We start from the raw sequence: 17,324 nt of genomic DNA on the forward strand, positions 1-17,324 counted from the left end.
TGGGCAGAGGAACTCTCATTGATAGAGGAATATCGTCATGATTAGCCTAAGTGATTTAAGACAATTCAAAACTCAGGGACGTAAATTTTCATGCTTAACTTGCTATGATGCAAGTATGGCAAAAGGTATGGAAGTTGCTGAGATTGACACCATTTTGATTGGTGACTCTTTAGGGATGACAATCCAAGGGCATGATTCTACCTTGCCTGTGACTGTTGCAGATATGGCCTATCATACTGCTGCTGTACGTCGTGCAAATCAACATGCGTTTGTCCTGTGTGATTTACCCTTTATGAGTTATGCCACGCTCAATGATGCGTTGCTCAATTCAAAAACCGTGATGCAAGCGGGCGCTCAAATGGTGAAAATTGAGGGCGGTGAGTGGCTGGCTGAAACTGTAGAAGTTTTGACACGAAATGGTATTCCTGTTTGTGTACATTTGGGTTTAACACCACAATCGGTGCATGTTTTTGGTGGTTATAAATTACAAGCGAAAACACGTGAATCAGCAGATCAACTGATTGCTGACTGTAAAGCTGTAGTCGAGGCAGGTGCCGCTGTGTTATTGCTCGAATGTGTTCCGGCACAGATGGGTAAAGAAATTGCTGAATTATTCCCACACGTTCCTGTGATTGGCATTGGTGCTGGTGCAGATACCGATGGTCAAGTACTTGTGGTGCAAGATATGCTTGGTTTGACGTTTGGTAAAGTGGCACGTTTTGTACGTAATTTTATGAAAGAACAAGCAGGGGAAACTGCAATCGTGGATGCATTCAAGGCATATCATGTTGCTGTACAAGAGCAATCATTCCCTGCCAAAGAACATACTTTCCAAGTAGAGCTGTAAACATGAAAACAGAAACGACCATTCAAGGATTAACAGCATCACTTCAGCCTGCTCGATCGGCACGTAAAATCATTGGTTTTGTACCGACGATGGGAAATCTACATCAAGGCCACTTAAATCTGGTTCGTGAAGCTCGTAAATTATGTGATGTGGTGGTGGTCAGTATTTTCGTCAATCCAATCCAATTTGGACCGAATGAAGATTTTGATAATTATCCTCGTACACTTGAGCAAGACAGTAATTTACTTGCTGAAGTGGGTTGCGACATTGTTTTTGCACCTTCTGTGGAACAAATGTATGGTAAATTCCCACGCTTAACCAATATTAGTGTGGGCGAAATTACCAATGATTTGTGCGGTTTACAACGTCCCGGTCATTTTGATGGTGTCGCTGTCGTTGTTACCAAATTGTTTAATATTGTACAGCCGAACTTTGCATTTTTTGGACAGAAAGATTATCAACAATTGGCTGTGATTAAGCAGGTTGTTCGTGATTTGAATATGCCAATTGAAGTGATTGGTGTACCAATTGCACGTGCTGAAGATGGTTTGGCCTTAAGTTCTCGTAATGGTTACTTATCTGAACAAGATCGTCAAACAGCTCCTGTTATTTTTAAGAGCTTAACGACTGCTGAACAAGATTTACATGCAGGTAAAGCACTTGCAGATGTCTTGGCGCAAATTCGTGAAAGTTTAAATGATGCAGGATTGATTGTGGATTATGTCGAAGCACGTAGCCCAGCGTTGCAAAAAGTTGAACAATTCGATCAAGATGTTGTATTGTTTGTTGCAGCGAAATTAGGCAAGACTCGTCTGATTGACAATTTACAAGTAAAACATTTTACATAAACTTTGCTTTTAGGATCGCCATGCCATGAAGCGCATACTTATCGTAACAGGACAGTCTGGTTCAGGTAAATCATCTGCTTTGCAGGTGCTTGAAGATTTGGGTTATTACTGTATCGATAATTTGCCTTTGGCATTGCTTCCTGAAATCGTTGAAAAGCTGGATAGAGAAAACAATTTAGAGTTATTGGCACTCGGTGTCGATGTTCGAAGTGCCAAAGAAGATTTACAAGGTTTTGATCAGGTTTTTCAACAGTTACAGAAACATGGTAGTGTAGACGTTATTTATTTAACGACTCGTGATCAGGAGTTGATTTCGCGTTTTAGTGCATCGCGACGTCCACATCCTTTATCAAATCGCTTCCAAAGTTTGAATGAATGTATTCAAGAAGAAAAAAATTTATTGCTCCCAATTCAACTGCGAGCAACAGTACATATCGATACAACGGATAAAAGTGTACACGATTTAAAAGATACCTTATTGTCCAAACTGGGACAGTCCGATAAACTCATTTTAATTTTGCAATCTTTTGGTTATAAACATGGTATTCCATTAGATGCAGATTTTGTTTTTGATGTAAGGCATTTGCCGAATCCACATTGGGATTTAGAGTTACGTAAATATTCGGGTTTAGATGAACCAGTACGTAAATTTTTAGAAGCCAGCGAGCAAGCAAATGAGATGTATCAAGACATCTATCAGTTTTTAAATAAGTGGTTGCCTGCTTTTTCGGAAGGTCATCGTCACTATATTACAGTGTCAATTGGCTGTACGGGGGGGCAACATCGTTCGGTTTATATTGTGGATAGGTTGAAAAAGGCTCTTGAGTCGAAATGGACTATTCAGGTATTACATAGAGAAATGAAGCACTGGTCATGATTGACACAACTGTTGACGTAATTAATAAATTAGGATTACATGCGCGTGCATCTGGAAAACTAATCGAAGTCACGACTAAATTTAAATGCTCTATTCAAATTGGTAAGGGTGACAAGTTAGTCGATGCCAAGAATATCCTTTCTTTACTTATGCTCGGAGCTGGTAAAGGAACCACCTTGCGTCTAGTGATTGATGGTGCAGATGAAGAAAAAGCTTTGTCTGAAGTTCAAGCACTGTTCGCAGATAAATTTTACGAGGCAGAATAATCGTGGCACGTCGTCCGCAACGTTTTACTGAAGATGATTTTGAGTCTTTAGAAGGGCGTGCAAGTAAAACCGAACAGAAAAAAGCTGTACAACGTATGGCTGCTTTAGGTGAACAACTCGCAGAGTTGTCGAAGAAACAAATTGAATCTTTACCTGTTGAAGATCGGTTGATTGAGGCTTTGCTTGATGTGCAATTGATCACATCTTTTGAAGCACGTCGCCGTCAATTTCAACGGATTGGTAAGCTTTTGCGTAATGAAGATGAAGCCATCATTTTGTCTTATTTAACCCCTAAACAAGGGATTAAAAAGTTGGCGCAATTGGATCGTTGGGTTGATCGAATGATTGAACAGCGTGATCCTGCAATTAAAGAATTCTGTAAATCTTACAATGCTGCAGAAAGTCATTCTTTACGTCAGCATGTATTGCGTATTCATCGGGATATCACCCGCCAAGCCACTGCTGAAGAATTAGCGGCTTCTAAACTTAAGTTATTAAATTATGCCCAACAAGTGGCTTTGATTTCGGATAATTCCAAGTAAACTATCGTGACAAATAAAAAACGACCCTTTTGGGTCGTTTTTTATATTTAGCCGAGATAGATTAAACTTTTGATGGCATCATGGGCATGTTTTCGCCTGCTTTAAATTCTGGCTGGAATTTAACAACGCATTTACCATCGATGATTTTGTCATTCATTTTTACTTGAATTGCCTTGCCATCAGTTTGGCCTGCACATGATTTTTGAATCGCATCCCACTGCGCTTTACGTCCCGCTCGTTTTTGTGCAAATTCTTGCTTAATTTGAGCACGTTGCTCTTCGGTCATGTCTTTCATACGTGGTCCTCCATGATGCATCATACGGCCACGTTGTTCTCCATCACGACGGTAATCCTGTTTCATTTCTTTCATCGCCTTGTGATCAGGCTTGAATACGATATTACATGTACCATTAATATTTTGCTGACCTGCTGTCACCTGAACCGTTTGACCAATTGCTTTGCCATCACAGGCTTTTTGCATTTGTTGGCGTAACGCTTTATGTTGAGCACGTTTCTGTTTCATTTCTTCGCGTTGTTCTGGTGACATTTTATGATGCCCACCATGCATCATTGGGCGACCATCTGGACCGTCTTTAGGACCAGGATTGGATTGGCAGGCTGTCAAAGCCCCCGCAGTTAAAATACTTGCTGATACCAGTGCTATTTTTGTCATTGCTTTCATTGTTACTACTCCAATGAATATTTTGATGTTCTGTTGATACAGTAAAGATTAAATAATAATGATGTAGAAACAATGGAGAGAATTTTGAGCAACTGTTGGGTACAATGTTGAAATGAGAAGAAAAACGTGAGACCAGTTTTGAAAATACGTCGAGTTCCCATTGCATTACGCTTATTTCTGACTGTTTTGTTGACAACTTTAGTCATTACAACAGTGAGCTTGGGTGTCTTACATTGGACTATGCAAAAGAACTTTGCCAGATATGTTGCAGATGTTGAGATGCAGAAACTTGATCATCTGATCGAAAACTTGGCAGATGTATATGGGGTCTATCAAGACTGGGGTAACGCAGTTCAAGCACAGATTTTGCAAATTGAAGGTGATGCTGCGCCTGATGATTATGATAAATTATCACGCTGGTGGCTACGTCGTCAGTATGATATTGCTTTACAGCAACGCTACTTTAAAGAACATACAATGGTGGCGACTTTGGGACAAACGGACGGTGCAGTTCATAAGTCTCAGCTGGATAAAGAAGAACTGAAAATTCTCGAAGAAAATTTACCCTCAGCTTATCAACCTTTTGAAGGTTTGAAATTTCCGCTTAGTTCAAATCAAAACTTATATAGACCCTCAGATCGTAAAGCAAATAAACCGCCTATAGGCAAAGATAAAGGTCATCTTTCAGCAGGACATGAAGCACCAGCTTCTGCAGCGAAAGAAGCGCCAACGCGAGATTCGATGCGAACGGTAAATCCGCAGAATGGCAAAAAAATATTTGTGTCATTGCCTGACCGTTTGGGGCTGAGTTCACGGCTTTCTTTATATGATGCAAAACAACAGTTTATTTTAGGTGAGCCGTCAGATGATCAGGTGTCTTATCGTCCGATTTTAGTCAATGATGAAGTGGTCGGTTACTTGGGTTTAAAACCAGTTTTAGATCAGGATGATGCACTGAGTATTAACTTCTTTAGTAATCAAAAGCGTTATTTAGTGCTGATTTATATCTTCACCTTCTTATCAAGTTTGGTTGCCGCATTGCTATTGGCGACTTATTTTAAAACACCGATTCAACGTTTATTGAACGCAACTCGCGAATTAACCAAAGGTAACTACCAGCATCAAGTGGTGATTAACCGTAATGATGAATTGGGAGACTTGTCGACAGAGTTAAATCAACTGGCTGTTATTCTCGACCAGCATGAAACATCACGCCGTCAGTGGGTTGCAGATACTTCACATGAGTTAAAAACGCCATTAGCAGTATTGCAAGCACAGATTGAAGCCATGCAGGATGGAATTCGCAAGCCGACACCAGAACATTTTGAAGCGATGTTACGTCAGGTTACGAGCTTGAAGAAGTTGACACAGGATTTAGCCGATTTGGCGCAAGCTGAAGCACAACAATTAAAATGCTACTTTGCAGAAATTGATCCTTGGTCGGTGGTCTTACAAGAAATAGAGAATTTTAAACCTAAATTTGAACAAGCTGATTTAACAATTTCAGCCACAGGTGAGGGAGCGAAATTACAATTAGATATAGATCGCTTTAAGCAAATTATGGTCAACTTACTTGGAAATAGTATTCGCTATACTGAGGCAGGTGGTGAAGTCCAAGTGCATACAGAGCAAGATGCAGATTCTTGGAGTGTGATCGTTGATGATAGCCCATTGGGTTTGAGTGATGAACAGATTGCACACTTGGGCGAACGTTTCTATCGTGTGGATAATTCACGTACACGTAGTACAGGCGGTACAGGATTGGGATTGGCTTTATCAGGTAAAATTGCACAAACACTCGGTGGTCAGCTTACTTTTGATCATTCGCCATTAGGCGGTTTGCGTTGCAAACTGACATTTTCAAAACATACTAAAGTTTAAAAGGAATAGTACAACATGAAGCATATCATGCTGGTAGAGGATGAAGTTGAACTTGCGCAATTGGTGCGGGATTATCTAGAAGCAGCGGGCTTTGAAGTCAGTATGTTTCATGATGGTCAAGAAGCTTATGACAGCTTCCTGCAACGCAAGCCAAGTTTAATGGTGTTGGATTTGATGGTCCCGCGTATGGATGGTTTGACCATTTGCCGTAAAGTGCGTGAGCAAACCGACTTACCGATTATCATGGTGACTGCACGAACTGAAGAAATCGATCGTGTCTTGGGTTTAAATATGGGAGCAGATGACTATGTCTGTAAACCTTTTAGCCCAAAAGAGTTGGTGGCACGTGTACAAGCGGTATTACGCCGTTTGGAACGTAAAGCTGAACCTGAAGCCAATGACTTATTTCGTATTGATAAAGCACAACAACGTATCTGGTATCAACAAAAATCGTTGAATTTAACGCCAACTGAATTCCGTCTTTTAGAGCTTTTCCTCGAACATTTGGGACAAGTCTATTCTAGAGCGCAACTTTTAGACCATATTAACCCAGATAGTTTTGATGTTGCTGACCGTGTTATTGATAGTCATATCAAGAACTTACGTCGTAAAATATCTGAAGCAGCGGAAACCGGAAATCGTCATGAATGGGTACAAGCTGTTTATGGCGTAGGCTACCGTTTTGAATATCCAGAAGATTAAGTTTTCGACATTTTAAGTTCATCGTTGTGGATAAACACAGGTTTATCCACAGATATTGTGGGTAAATGTTTATAAATGTAAAAAGTTATGTTTGAAAAATAAACATATAACTTTATGTTTATTGATACATTCTAATTTTGACTGAATCGTGTATAGATAGAGGTTAGGTCTGTTGATCTAATGTGCGATCCAAAACCCGCTAATTATTTAATGTGTTGATAAACCGCCAATACCTGCTTTTGGGCTTTGGTCAGGCTCTTGCTCACAAGCTCATAAGAGCCTTCAACCAAGTCTTGAATCAGATCAGCACTGATCTGTTCGCCTTCATAGATTGAAATCCAATGACGTTTATTCATATGGTAGCCCACCTGAATCGAGGGGTAGAGATCTCTCAACATTTCTCCATGATCAGGTTCAACTTTTAAATTAATCAGTTTTTTGCCATGCAGTTCAGAGCCTAACATAAACATTTTTCCCATCACTTTAAAAACAGGAACATCCTCACCAAAAGGATAGTCAAGTTCGGATTTAGGCAAATGTGACGCAATCTTAAATGCTAAAGTTCGGATTTCTTCACCAGTCATCACTGTCTCTTTTTAAAATATTATTTATGAATAAATGCTAATCACTGTTCCATCATCGACCAGTTTCCAAATTTCATCCATATCTATATTTCTAACGGCAATACACCCCCATGTCCAGTCATTTCTAGGTAAGTAGGTCATTAAACTCGGGAGTTTTTCCACTTGTGAGCGTGTTGCTGAACCATGAATCATAATGTCGCCACCAGGAGAAACGCCAAGTTGGTTGGCTTTAGATTTATCCTGTTGGTTTGGATAGGACACATGCAGCGATTTATAAAATGCACTATTGGGATTACGCCAATCTAGAATATAACGACCTTCAGGGGTTTTTCCATCACCTTCTTTAACTTTATGTCCAATAGGATCAAAGCCTAAGCGCATTGGATATGTTCGTATGTCTTGATCATGATGCATGAGTTTAACAATACGATCCGATTTATAAACTTTAACTTCGGTGATTGGCGTGTTTTGACGAAGACGTTGAATCTCTTGCTCAGATAAATTCTGCACATGTATGGCAGCATTTGCGGTTGGAATAAATTGATTATATTTTTGATAAGTCCAGACACTTGCTATAGCTATAGCCAAAAGAATCAAGCATGGAATGAGGTATTTTTTATTCATTTTAGAATACTAATGTTGTAAAACCCTGTATTGCCTAAATTTTATTCATTCTAAAGACAAAAGCTGTAGTTAATTTGTGATTGTGGATTTATCCTGTGGATAAACACAAGTTTATCCACAGAAATTGTGGGTAACTATGATGGGGCAGATCAAAGAAAGTGATTCGGCAATTTATTTGATCAAGAAGAACAACTCACCATCACTTCAGGAACGTCGCTCGGTAAAGGCGCTAAATCTTTGGCTGTTTCTAAATCCGTTTGTTTGGTAAAGGGCTGACCAAGCAATTTAAATAGGCGATCAACCTCAGAAAAATCATCACGTTCAGCCTGTTCAATGGCTGTTTGTAGCATATGATTTCTTAAAATATAGACTGGATTGGCCTTTTTCATTTCCGCATCAAGTACATCAACATCTTGCTGCTCACGAATATTGTGATATTGCGTCAAGAAGTTTTCAAATTGAAAGCGATCTAGGCAATCATCTTTAATAGCTTCATATTCTTTATTCTGTAAGCGAAGAAAACTGTCGGTATAGTCGAGTTGCTCACTTTGTAGAATTCTTAAAAATGCCATACCACAATCAAAACTATCTTTGTGGAAGCTGGGTAGTCCAAGTTTTTGGCATAGCCCATGGGTATAATGTTCTAGAAAGGTCGGTTCAAAATGCTCTAAACATTCGACGAGGTCTTGCTTAAATTGTTCTTTATTTTCTGCTTGTGCCAGTGGAATTAAATTGTTTAACCAATTCCATAAGTTCCAATGTGCAATACTCGGTTGGTTTTGGTAGGTATAACGACCATTGTAATCACTATGATTGTTGATCCAATTGGGACGGAAACGCTCCATAAAACCATAAGGGCCAAAATCGAGGGTAGAACCTGTAATATTGAGATTATCTGTATTCATAACCCCATGTGCAAAACCAACCAATTGCCATTTTGCGATCATGACAGCGGTGTTTTGAATCACTTGCGTTGCAAATGCTAGAACAGTGTCTTCAAACTTTTGCTGTTCAGTACTCAAACATTGTGGATAGTGCCATTCAATACATTTTTGGGTAAATTCAGTGAGTAATTCAGGCTGATATTGATTAATCCATTCAAAATGCCCTAAACGGATGTGGCAATCCGAAGTGCGTAACATCATTGCACCAAGTTCAAGTTTTTCTCGTTGTACGCCTTGGGTTGAAGAAGTAAAGCCTACAGAATTGCTTGAAGGAACCCCCAGTGCATTGAGTGCATGACCCGCTAGATATTCGCGAATCACAGAACGTAATACAGCACGTCCGTCTCCCATACGAGAGTAGGGGGTTGAGCCTGCACCTTTTAAATGTAGGTCAATGGTTTGACCTTGTCGATTTAAAATTTGCGCTATCAATAGGCCACGTCCATCCCCCAATTGACCTGCCCATTGTCCAAATTGATGCCCTGCATAAACCATGGCAAGGGGATGAAATTCAGCAAAGGTTTTTTGTCCGCTACAAATCTCGACCCATTGGGCTTTTTCATCTTCAGACCATTGTAATTCATCCGCAAGCGCAGCATTAAAATGCCCAGCCTTTGCACCTTTCAGTGGACTAGGCATTTGCTCATGGTAGAGCTTTGAATCAAGAGATGGATAACGTGGGGCAAATTGCATAGCGATCGGTCACAATGGTTTTACTTGTCCCTCTCAATATAGCAAAGTTTTAAGCTGTTGAGATAATGTCGACTGTTTTAGTCAACAATAAATAGTTTTGCACCAAATGCGGTAGAAGAACGATGCGCTTCAGCTTGGTCTGCAACTTGATAACTCATCCCTGCTTTTAAGGTAAAGGTACGTCCATCATCAAGTTCAGTGTGCAATTCACCTTCTAAGCAAAACAGGATATGACCTTTAAGACACCAGTGATCAGCCAAATAATCGACAGAATATTCGACCATTCGCACTCGAATATTATCAAATTGTTGTGTGCGCCAAAGTGCAAAGCCTTGCTCACCCTCATGGCGCGTTGTTGGAACTTCTGCCCAGTTGGTAATGCCAAAGGGGATGTTATTAATTTGCATATTATTTTCTCTCAATATTCTCAGTATGAGTTTCTGTAAAAAATGGATAAAAGAAAAGCCCCTTTCGGAGCTTTGCTTTTGATGTGTATTGAGAATTTAAGAAACAACGTTCTTTTTGATTCCACGCATCAATGTTTCTAAACGTTCACGATGGAAAGCAAGTTTCTGTTCGACCAATTGGAAATCAACTTTGAGTTTGACATCCATTTGGTGGATTTTTTCAGCAACAGATGCTTTTTTCGCTTGTAGCTCTTGTTCTTTTAACGCAGCCCAATCATTTAACGTATTGGTGAATGCTTCATATTCTTGCGATACTTTTTGTTTCATCGCGATGATGTCTGCATTGACGTTATGACCATAAATCGCTAAATCCTGTTCAGCATATTTAAATCTCATCGCCAATTCCGCTTTTTTGATATTAAAGCTTGGGATACGACGTAGATTCTTGGCTAAACCGATTTTAGAGCACGACCAAATCAACCATTTTGTTGGATCATATTGCCACCATTTCACACCATTACGATAATCGTATTGGAAAATATGGTGATAGTTATGATAACCCTCGCCCCATGTTGCAATGGCAAGAACAAAGTTATCACGTGCAGTATTTTCGTCAGTATAAGGACGTTTGCCCCACATATGGCAGAGTGAGTTGATAAAGAATGTTACATGGTGGCTAATGATTAAGCGGAGTAAACCACCTAAGAGTAATACGCCCCACATGTCACCTACAGCCCAACCCAGTGGAACTAAAATCGCAGCATGTACAGCAATCACAAGTGGAACATAATACTTGTCTTGGAACATAACCACTTTGTCATTCAACAAATCAGGTGCATTTTTATAATTTGATTCAGCAGCAGGATAATTACGTAACATCCAGCCAATATGAGCGTACCAAAAACCATTGTTAATCGAATACGGATCTTGATCCACATCATCCACATGGCGGTGATGTGTACGGTGACCAGAAGCCCAGAACAAAATACTGTTTTGAACAGCAAAAGTTCCCATGATCATCAAAATGATTTTAAGTGGTAAAGTCGCTTCGTATGCACGATGTGCCCACAAGCGATGATAACCTGCAGTAATACCTAAACTACTGAGACCGAGTAAAACGAATAAACTAATCCAAGCTGCCGCACTAAAATCGTGGTGGTAGGCATATAAAGGGATCGCAATTACTGCCACAAGAGGTAAAAAAACCAAGGCAAAAACACCGATCCAATTTATTGGGGCTTTGGGTAGGGGAGCATTCATCTCCAACAGCACTCCTAAGAACCTTAATCAGGTAAAGTTAAACGCATAGCTTCAGCATTTTTCTAGGCTATACTTTCACAGATATTATCATGGGCGAACATGTGTTCACTAGTATTAGTGTACATCTGTATTGTATAAAACAGTAACAGAATAAAACATGAATTCTAGCGGTTTGATCGAAAAAAATGAATGGTTAAAACGTCGTATTTAAATGTCACAATAGTGTAAGAATTTTTCTGTCTTATCCAATTTGATTTTTAGGGGGTTAGATAATTGATTCTCAAGTTAAATTTTAATTTTGGAACCCTCAAAAGTTCAAAATAAAATTCTACTTTATTGTGTTATTAAATGGATTTGAGTTATTGAATTTGCGCTAAGGCAAGCTGCATCATTTTTGGGAAATCAGTAATTAATCCATTGATCCCCAAATCTCTTAAATGCTTAGCGCGCTCAATATCATTGACGGTCCAAACACTGATGCCCAAACCTGCACGCTGAGTTGCTTGAATGAGCTCATCTGTTGCCAATTGATTCATCCATCCAATCTGGCAGCATCCCAGTTGTAATGCTTGTTCGATCGCACGTTGTTGGATGTCATCTTCAATCAGTAGACCACGTTTAAAACTTGAGTTTTGCTGTTGTAAGGCTTGATGTATTTTTAAATCAAAACTGGTAATCACTGCGACATTTTCAAAACCTCGCAGTTGTTTTTGTAATTCGATGATGAGTTGTTCAGCGTGTTGCAATGTTTCTACAGCTTTCACTTCAACTTCAATATGCTCAAAGTCCTGCATAATCTTTAGGCTTTGGCTTAAGGTAGGGGTAATTTGTTTTTCCCAATCCATCCAGATATTGGCTTGGTTATAGGCCGCTAATTCAGTGCTGTTTAAATCATACAGTGCTTGATCTATTCCGGTCGTTCTTAAAAAATTATCATCATGCATGATAATGAGTTCATCATCTTTTAATTGTCGAACATCGAATTCAACTGCACGGATACCTAAATCGTGAATATATTGAAATCCCGCTAAGGTATTTTCAGGTGCTTCACCACGCGCGCCACGATGTCCGATAATTCTCATAATGAACTCACATTCTCATTTTCATCTGTCTAGTAATCGTTTAAGTCTTACTTTTAGCAATAACTTGACTTTATCATACTGTTAAAAATTTACTTCTAGACAGTGATTTATCGTTAAATCGTATCATTGATGTTCTTTTGCCAAAGCACTTCACTACCACCTTCTGCACGTTGTAAGGTGCGTGAAGCAACAAAAAACCAGTCGGATAATCTGTTAATTAATTGTAGAGCAGTTGCTTGAATATTTTGATCACGACTGTGTACGGTCATTAAGCTGCGTTCTGCACGACGACATACAGCACGTGCTTGATGCGCATAGCTACATGCTAATGTTCCTGAAGGTAGAATAAAGTCCTTAAGCATTGGTAAGTCTTCATTCATTTTGTCGATTTCCTTTTCAAGAAATTCAACACAAACAGGTTGAAGCAAGTTGTAGTTAGGAATACAGACTTCACCACCTAAATCAAATAGCCAGTGTTGAATTAAACTCAGTGATTTATCCCAATCGGCTTTATCGACGATGTTACTCATTGAAATTTGTGAACGTAATACACCAACAATAGAATTTAGTTCATCTACATCACCGAGAGCGGTAATACGTAAGTCATCTTTCGCTACGCGAGAACCATCTCCTAATCCAGTGGTGCCTGAATCGCCTGTACGGGTATAAATTTTACTTAAACGATGTCCCATAATTTTGTCCTAGAGAAAAATGAAAAGATAAAGAATAAAAAAGGATAATGTCGGTCAAAACATTATCCATAAACTGCGCTGTTTTAGATATTTTTTTGGGTGTCGCTTTTAGTAGCGGAAAGTTACCCCTGCAGATGCAAGTCGACCACCGTTGATGTAGTAGTAACCATTACTGTATGAAGTTGTTTTGTATTCAACATCACCAATGTTTTGGATGTTTGTAAATAGTTTTACATTTGGATTTACATTCCAAAAAGCATTAACATCGACAGTAGCATAACCAGAAACTGTACTATTTTTAGGTCTAGATTTTGCAGAAAGTGATGTACTAATGCCATAAACTTCGTTCTGTATACCTGCTGTCAATGTTAGACTTTGACGCGAACGACGATTCAAGTCTTGATCTATCTCTTTGTCTTTAGGTTGTACATATGCATAAGAAAGATTAGTAAATAATTCATCATTTGCCCAATCTAAATTAAACTCACCACCTGTAAAGGTTGCTTTTTTGACATTGTATAATCTGCTTTCATATGTGATTGGATCTGTCACATACGTGATCAAATCATCAACCTCATTACGATATGCAGATAATCCTAGGCTTAACTGATCAGTAATTTTTTGATCTAAACCAATTTCATAAGAAATACTTTCTTCAGGCTTCAAATTTGGATTTCCACCCCAATTTAGCGCATAAAGGTCATTGTTGGTTGGAGCTCGAAATGCTGTACCAATATTGGTATAAATACTTGTTGCAGGTGAAATTTGATAGCGTGCAGCTGCTTGGCCTACTGTATGCGTGCCAAAGGTTTCGTGATCTTCTACACGTAAACCCAATTGAGTATGTAGTTTATTTGATTGGTATTGATGTTGTACAAAATAACCTGTGCTATCTACATCTTTGTTGTAATCCACACCATAGGCACCACTACCTGAAAGCACATCAGATTTTATATTTTTAGTGGCTACACCAGCTAAAATATTCTGAGTTGGGGTAAATTGCCATTTACTATACAGTTCAGCTTCTTTTGTCGTGTTATAAATAGCATCATGTGAATCATTTTGTTCTAAGTCATCTTTAAATTGTGACAAACGTGTATTAACTGACAGATTATCATTAATGTTGACACGACCTTTAATATTGATCACTTCATTTTTAAAATCTTGCGATATATTTTTTAATCCAATTAGATTCCAATTGGTGTCATTTATACCATCAATATAAGTCGCAGTCCCTTGATTTTGTGAATAATCTATAGAAGCAGCATAATGTTCTTTTTCGATACCTACTTTTGCACTTAAGCCTTTTTGATCATATGAGCCCGCTTTGACATGAGCATCTTTAAAATCTGTAACTTGAGTACCATCGGATTCTAAACGTTGTCCTCGGATTTGTGCATAAAAACCATTTTCTGCGAGATCAGCACCTACAACAGATTTATAGGTATTGTGTTCACCAATTTCACCTGTGATGAACGCACCCGTTTTTTCAGGAGTTTTTGAAATGAGTTGTACAACGCCTCCAATTGCATCTGTTCCATATAAGACTGATGCAGGGCCTTTTAGTACTTCAATCTGTTTGATATCAGTAGTATCAATAAAAGCTAATGATGCAGAACCAGCAGAACCTGTATTTAAACGAACACCATCACGGAGTACCAAAGTGTGAGTTGAATTAGTTCCACGTGTAAAGATAGAGGCTGCTTGACCATAACCACCATATTGCATCATATCAATAGAGGCATCACTCATAAGCAAATGCGGTAGTTCAGCAATTGGTGATTGTTCTAATATGTGTGGTTCAATAATTGAAATCCGTGCTGGCACATTTTCAATTTTTTCTTCAGAGCGAGTAGCAGTGATTACAATTGTATCAAGTTTCGAATTTGCTTCTGAATTTGAAGAAGTATCTGCAAAAGCAGGAGAAGATAACCCCATCGCAATAGCGACAGCACCTACAAGTGCAGTAGGTTTAAAAATAACAGACATGATATGCTCCATACATTCACTCCCCGTGAATGATTGAGTTTAAGGGCACAACAAGCTGGTATCCGGACTTAAATATAGAACCTAAAGCGATTCAGATTATTCCACCTTCCCACAAAACATTGCAGTGGTGTAAGTCTTTTGACTTATTAAAGAATAATATTTTCATTTTACCGTTGCGGGGGCAGTGTTGGACTTCCACCAACTTCCCAAAGCCTTAAGCTAGACTTGTTGCATTTGTGTGCAGTATAAAGTTTGTTTAGTGTATAAACAATGTAAAACAGATAATCCTATAGAACTTTAACGCAAGTGAATAAATTTGCTTTACAATGATTTGCTTAAAATACTGAAAAAATCAGTTTGGTCTGAACAAATTCGAGTTCAAAGCTATGCGTACCCGTGCCAAAATTTGTGGGATTACACGACCACAGGATATTCAAGCTGCTGTACAAGCAGGTGTGGATGCGATTGGTTTTGTGTTTTATGAACCTAGTCCACGTTATGTCACGATTGAATTGGCTCAGCAATTGGCACAACTTATTCCACCGTATATCAACATTGTTGGATTATTTGTCAATGCCAGCGCACAAGACATTGCACAAGTATTAGAACAAGTGCCTTTGGATATTATTCAGTTTCATGGTGATGAAACTGCACAACAATGCCAGCAGATCGCACAGTATAATAAGCGCCGTTGGTACAAAGCGATTCAGATTAAACCTGATGCAAAAAATTCAGATATTATTACGACAATTCAGCAATACCAACAGGCTGGCGCGAGTGCTATGCTTTTAGACGCATGGCATCCTGAACTGAAAGGAGGGACTGGACACAGTTTTGACTGGTCTCAATTCCCTAAACTCGATATTGCTTTAATTTTGGCAGGTGGTTTAAAACCTGAAAATATTGAAGACGCTATACAAACGACTCAAGCGTATGCAGTCGATGTCAGCGGAGGCGTAGAATCCGCAAAAGGTATCAAAGACCAACAACTCGTAGAACGATTTATGCAAGGAGTCCAACGTGGATCAGCAAAGTAATCAACAAAATAGTGTGATTGACTATACCCAATTCCCAGATCAAAACGGGCATTTCGGTATCCATGGCGGACGTTTTGTGTCAGAAACTTTAATGGCAGCTTTAGAGGATTTAGAGAAACTCTATTTCCGTATGAAAGATGATGCGCAGTTTCTGGCAGAATTCGACCGTGATCTCGCTTATTATGTCGGACGTCCTAGTCCGCTTTACTATGCTGAGCGATGGTCGAAAGAGTTGGGTGGTGCGCAAATTTATCTTAAACGTGAAGACTTAAATCATACAGGCTCACATAAGGTCAATAACACCATTGGTCAGGCGCTACTTGCGAAGCTTTCTGGCAAAAAACGTATTATTGCGGAAACGGGTGCAGGTCAACATGGTGTGGCAACTGCAACAATTGCCGCGCGTTTAGGTCTTGAGTGTGTGGTATTCATGGGTGCTGAAGACGTAAAACGTCAGGCCATGAATGTCTACCGTATGCGCTTGCTTGGCGCAACAGTTGTGCCTGTAGAAAGTGGTTCTAAAACATTAAAAGATGCCATGAACGAGGCGATGCGTGACTGGGTAACCAATGTAGATTCGACTTACTACGTGATTGGTACGGTTGCAGGTCCACATCCATATCCGCAATTGGTACGTGATTTCCAGTCGATTATTGGACGTGAAGCACGTAAACAAATTCAAGAGCAAGCAGGTCGTTTACCAGATGCTTTGGTTGCATGTGTCGGCGGTGGTTCAAATGCAATGGGCTTGTTCTATCCATTCTTAAATGATCAAGATGTTAAAATGTACGGTGTTGAAGCCGCAGGTTTAGGCATTGAAACAGGGAAACATTCTGCGCCATTAAATGCAGGCCATGTTGGCGTTTTACATGGTAACCGTACTTATTTAATGTCAGATGAGCAAGGTCAGATTATTGAAACACATTCAATCTCTGCAGGTTTGGATTATCCTGGTGTAGGTCCTGAACATAGTTTCTTAAAAGACATGCATCGTGTGAATTATGTGCCAATTAATGATACAGAAGCACTTCAAGGCTTCCGTGATTTGACTCATATTGAAGGGATTATTCCTGCATTGGAAAGTTCACATGCAATGGCTTATGTGACTAAACTCGCGCCAACAATGTCGAAGGATCAAATTATTATTGCGACGGTATCGGGTCGTGGTGACAAAGACTTAATGACTGTTGCACGTATTGATGGTGTTGAAATGGTCGAGATGTAATTCATCTTACTCGATCAATTTAAAAGCCTCTTTTATAGAGGCTTTTTTATTTCTGGACTAGACAGGATCATGGGGAAACTCTACAAAAAGCACATGGAAATCATGAGCTAAATTACCCAAAATTTACTGAAAATAATCGGTT

General features: G+C 39.3%; 18 protein-coding genes and 1 riboswitch. Of the genes, 9 read left to right on the forward strand and 9 right to left on the reverse strand.

From position 1 onward, the window contains the following. Positions 1 to 37 precede the first annotated feature (37 nt). From panB to yjgA, 5 genes are read left to right on the forward strand one after another with little or no spacing between them, the layout of a single operon-like run. Positions 38 to 847 (forward strand): 3-methyl-2-oxobutanoate hydroxymethyltransferase, encoded by an 810-nt coding sequence (panB, locus tag CQZ96_RS16410; protein WP_004725927.1) that lies wholly within the window; start codon positions 38 to 40, stop codon positions 845 to 847. A gap of 2 nt (positions 848 to 849) precedes the next feature. After that, positions 850 to 1,695, forward strand: coding sequence for a pantoate--beta-alanine ligase (panC, locus tag CQZ96_RS16415; RefSeq protein ID WP_004725929.1), 846 nt, complete (start codon positions 850 to 852; stop codon positions 1,693 to 1,695). A 25-nt stretch (positions 1,696 to 1,720) separates the two neighbouring features. After that, entirely contained in the window at positions 1,721 to 2,572 is an 852-nt protein-coding gene (rapZ, locus tag CQZ96_RS16420; protein ID WP_004725931.1) for an RNase adapter RapZ, read from the forward strand. Further along, complete coding sequence (locus CQZ96_RS16425; protein ID WP_004725933.1) at positions 2,569 to 2,838, forward strand: HPr family phosphocarrier protein; 270 nt, start codon at positions 2,569 to 2,571, stop codon at positions 2,836 to 2,838. Before rapZ ends, CQZ96_RS16425 begins: the two co-directional genes overlap by 4 nt. Positions 2,839 to 2,840: 2 nt before the next feature. After that, positions 2,841 to 3,380 carry a ribosome biogenesis factor YjgA gene (gene yjgA / locus CQZ96_RS16430; protein ID WP_004725935.1) on the forward strand — a complete coding sequence of 180 codons (540 nt, stop codon included), beginning with the start codon at positions 2,841 to 2,843 and terminating at the stop codon, positions 3,378 to 3,380. A gap of 61 nt (positions 3,381 to 3,441) precedes the next feature. On the opposite strand, the gene CQZ96_RS16435 is transcribed toward yjgA, so the two are convergent. Continuing rightward, positions 3,442 to 4,062: a hypothetical protein gene (locus tag CQZ96_RS16435; RefSeq protein ID WP_105714383.1), complete on the reverse strand. Its 621-nt coding sequence runs from the start codon at positions 4,060 to 4,062 to the stop codon at positions 3,442 to 3,444. Between the two features lie 138 nt (positions 4,063 to 4,200). Between CQZ96_RS16435 and baeS the strand changes: the two genes are divergently transcribed. Next, entirely contained in the window at positions 4,201 to 5,943 is a 1,743-nt protein-coding gene (gene baeS / locus CQZ96_RS16440; RefSeq protein WP_105714418.1) for a sensor histidine kinase efflux regulator BaeS, read from the forward strand. Positions 5,944 to 5,958: 15 nt separating this feature from the next. Further along, entirely contained in the window at positions 5,959 to 6,645 is a 687-nt protein-coding gene (locus tag CQZ96_RS16445; protein ID WP_004725942.1) for a response regulator, read from the forward strand. 203 nt (positions 6,646 to 6,848) lie between these two features. Here the strand turns inward: CQZ96_RS16445 and CQZ96_RS16450 are convergent, their stop codons facing one another. From CQZ96_RS16450 to CQZ96_RS16485, 8 genes are all read right to left on the reverse strand, one after another. Next, positions 6,849 to 7,229 (reverse strand): MmcQ/YjbR family DNA-binding protein, encoded by a 381-nt coding sequence (locus tag CQZ96_RS16450; protein WP_056512341.1) that lies wholly within the window; start codon positions 7,227 to 7,229, stop codon positions 6,849 to 6,851. A gap of 24 nt (positions 7,230 to 7,253) precedes the next feature. Continuing rightward, a complete protein-coding gene (locus tag CQZ96_RS16455) occupies positions 7,254 to 7,853 on the reverse strand; it encodes a L,D-transpeptidase family protein (RefSeq protein ID WP_004817028.1) in 600 nt (199 codons plus the stop codon). A 179-nt stretch (positions 7,854 to 8,032) separates the two neighbouring features. Further along, the gene (locus CQZ96_RS16460) at positions 8,033 to 9,490 is read right to left on the reverse strand and encodes a protein adenylyltransferase SelO (RefSeq protein ID WP_056512344.1); all 1,458 of its coding nucleotides are present in this window, start codon (positions 9,488 to 9,490) and stop codon (positions 8,033 to 8,035) included. 77 nt (positions 9,491 to 9,567) lie between these two features. Next, complete coding sequence (locus CQZ96_RS16465; RefSeq protein ID WP_004725953.1) at positions 9,568 to 9,897, reverse strand: DHCW motif cupin fold protein; 330 nt, start codon at positions 9,895 to 9,897, stop codon at positions 9,568 to 9,570. Positions 9,898 to 9,993: 96 nt separating this feature from the next. Further along, the gene (locus CQZ96_RS16470; protein ID WP_004725954.1) at positions 9,994 to 11,157 is read right to left on the reverse strand and encodes an acyl-CoA desaturase; all 1,164 of its coding nucleotides are present in this window, start codon (positions 11,155 to 11,157) and stop codon (positions 9,994 to 9,996) included. A 359-nt stretch (positions 11,158 to 11,516) separates the two neighbouring features. Further along, a complete protein-coding gene (locus tag CQZ96_RS16475; RefSeq protein WP_056512347.1) occupies positions 11,517 to 12,239 on the reverse strand; it encodes a glycerophosphodiester phosphodiesterase in 723 nt (240 codons plus the stop codon). A gap of 113 nt (positions 12,240 to 12,352) precedes the next feature. Beyond that, positions 12,353 to 12,931 (reverse strand): cob(I)yrinic acid a,c-diamide adenosyltransferase, encoded by a 579-nt coding sequence (locus CQZ96_RS16480; RefSeq protein ID WP_056512348.1) that lies wholly within the window; start codon positions 12,929 to 12,931, stop codon positions 12,353 to 12,355. A gap of 108 nt (positions 12,932 to 13,039) precedes the next feature. Then, positions 13,040 to 14,920 (reverse strand): TonB-dependent receptor plug domain-containing protein, encoded by a 1,881-nt coding sequence (locus CQZ96_RS16485; protein WP_056512349.1) that lies wholly within the window; start codon positions 14,918 to 14,920, stop codon positions 13,040 to 13,042. A 35-nt stretch (positions 14,921 to 14,955) separates the two neighbouring features. Continuing rightward, positions 14,956 to 15,164: riboswitch (cobalamin riboswitch) on the reverse strand. Between the two features lie 142 nt (positions 15,165 to 15,306). Here CQZ96_RS16485 and CQZ96_RS16490 point away from each other — a divergent pair. Then, a complete protein-coding gene (locus CQZ96_RS16490) occupies positions 15,307 to 15,957 on the forward strand; it encodes a phosphoribosylanthranilate isomerase (RefSeq protein ID WP_004725962.1) in 651 nt (216 codons plus the stop codon). After that, positions 15,941 to 17,182, forward strand: coding sequence for a tryptophan synthase subunit beta (trpB, locus tag CQZ96_RS16495; protein ID WP_004725964.1), 1,242 nt, complete (start codon positions 15,941 to 15,943; stop codon positions 17,180 to 17,182). The genes CQZ96_RS16490 and trpB overlap by 17 nt, the downstream gene beginning before the upstream one ends. The last annotated feature ends 142 nt before the right edge of the window (positions 17,183 to 17,324 follow it).

The sequence above is a fragment of the Acinetobacter sp. MYb10 genome (assembly GCF_002980175.2).
GTDB lineage: Bacteria > Pseudomonadota > Gammaproteobacteria > Pseudomonadales > Moraxellaceae > Acinetobacter > Acinetobacter guillouiae.

Coding starts and splice junctions, on each gene's coding strand:
- panB (WP_004725927.1), top strand. CDS start 38: ATGATTAGCCTAAGTGATTTAAGACAATTCAAAACTCAGGGACGTAAA.
- panC (WP_004725929.1), top strand. CDS start 850: ATGAAAACAGAAACGACCATTCAAGGATTAACAGCATCACTTCAGCCT.
- rapZ (WP_004725931.1), top strand. CDS start 1,721: ATGAAGCGCATACTTATCGTAACAGGACAGTCTGGTTCAGGTAAATCA.
- CQZ96_RS16425 (WP_004725933.1), top strand. CDS start 2,569: ATGATTGACACAACTGTTGACGTAATTAATAAATTAGGATTACATGCG.
- CQZ96_RS16435 (WP_105714383.1), bottom strand. CDS start 4,062: ATGAAAGCAATGACAAAAATAGCACTGGTATCAGCAAGTATTTTAACT.
- CQZ96_RS16445 (WP_004725942.1), top strand. CDS start 5,959: ATGAAGCATATCATGCTGGTAGAGGATGAAGTTGAACTTGCGCAATTG.
- CQZ96_RS16450 (WP_056512341.1), bottom strand. CDS start 7,229: ATGACTGGTGAAGAAATCCGAACTTTAGCATTTAAGATTGCGTCACAT.
- CQZ96_RS16455 (WP_004817028.1), bottom strand. CDS start 7,853: ATGAATAAAAAATACCTCATTCCATGCTTGATTCTTTTGGCTATAGCT.
- CQZ96_RS16460 (WP_056512344.1), bottom strand. CDS start 9,490: ATGCAATTTGCCCCACGTTATCCATCTCTTGATTCAAAGCTCTACCAT.
- CQZ96_RS16465 (WP_004725953.1), bottom strand. CDS start 9,897: ATGCAAATTAATAACATCCCCTTTGGCATTACCAACTGGGCAGAAGTT.
- CQZ96_RS16470 (WP_004725954.1), bottom strand. CDS start 11,157: ATGAATGCTCCCCTACCCAAAGCCCCAATAAATTGGATCGGTGTTTTT.
- CQZ96_RS16475 (WP_056512347.1), bottom strand. CDS start 12,239: ATGAGAATTATCGGACATCGTGGCGCGCGTGGTGAAGCACCTGAAAAT.
- CQZ96_RS16480 (WP_056512348.1), bottom strand. CDS start 12,931: ATGGGACATCGTTTAAGTAAAATTTATACCCGTACAGGCGATTCAGGC.
- CQZ96_RS16485 (WP_056512349.1), bottom strand. CDS start 14,920: ATGTCTGTTATTTTTAAACCTACTGCACTTGTAGGTGCTGTCGCTATT.
- CQZ96_RS16490 (WP_004725962.1), top strand. CDS start 15,307: ATGCGTACCCGTGCCAAAATTTGTGGGATTACACGACCACAGGATATT.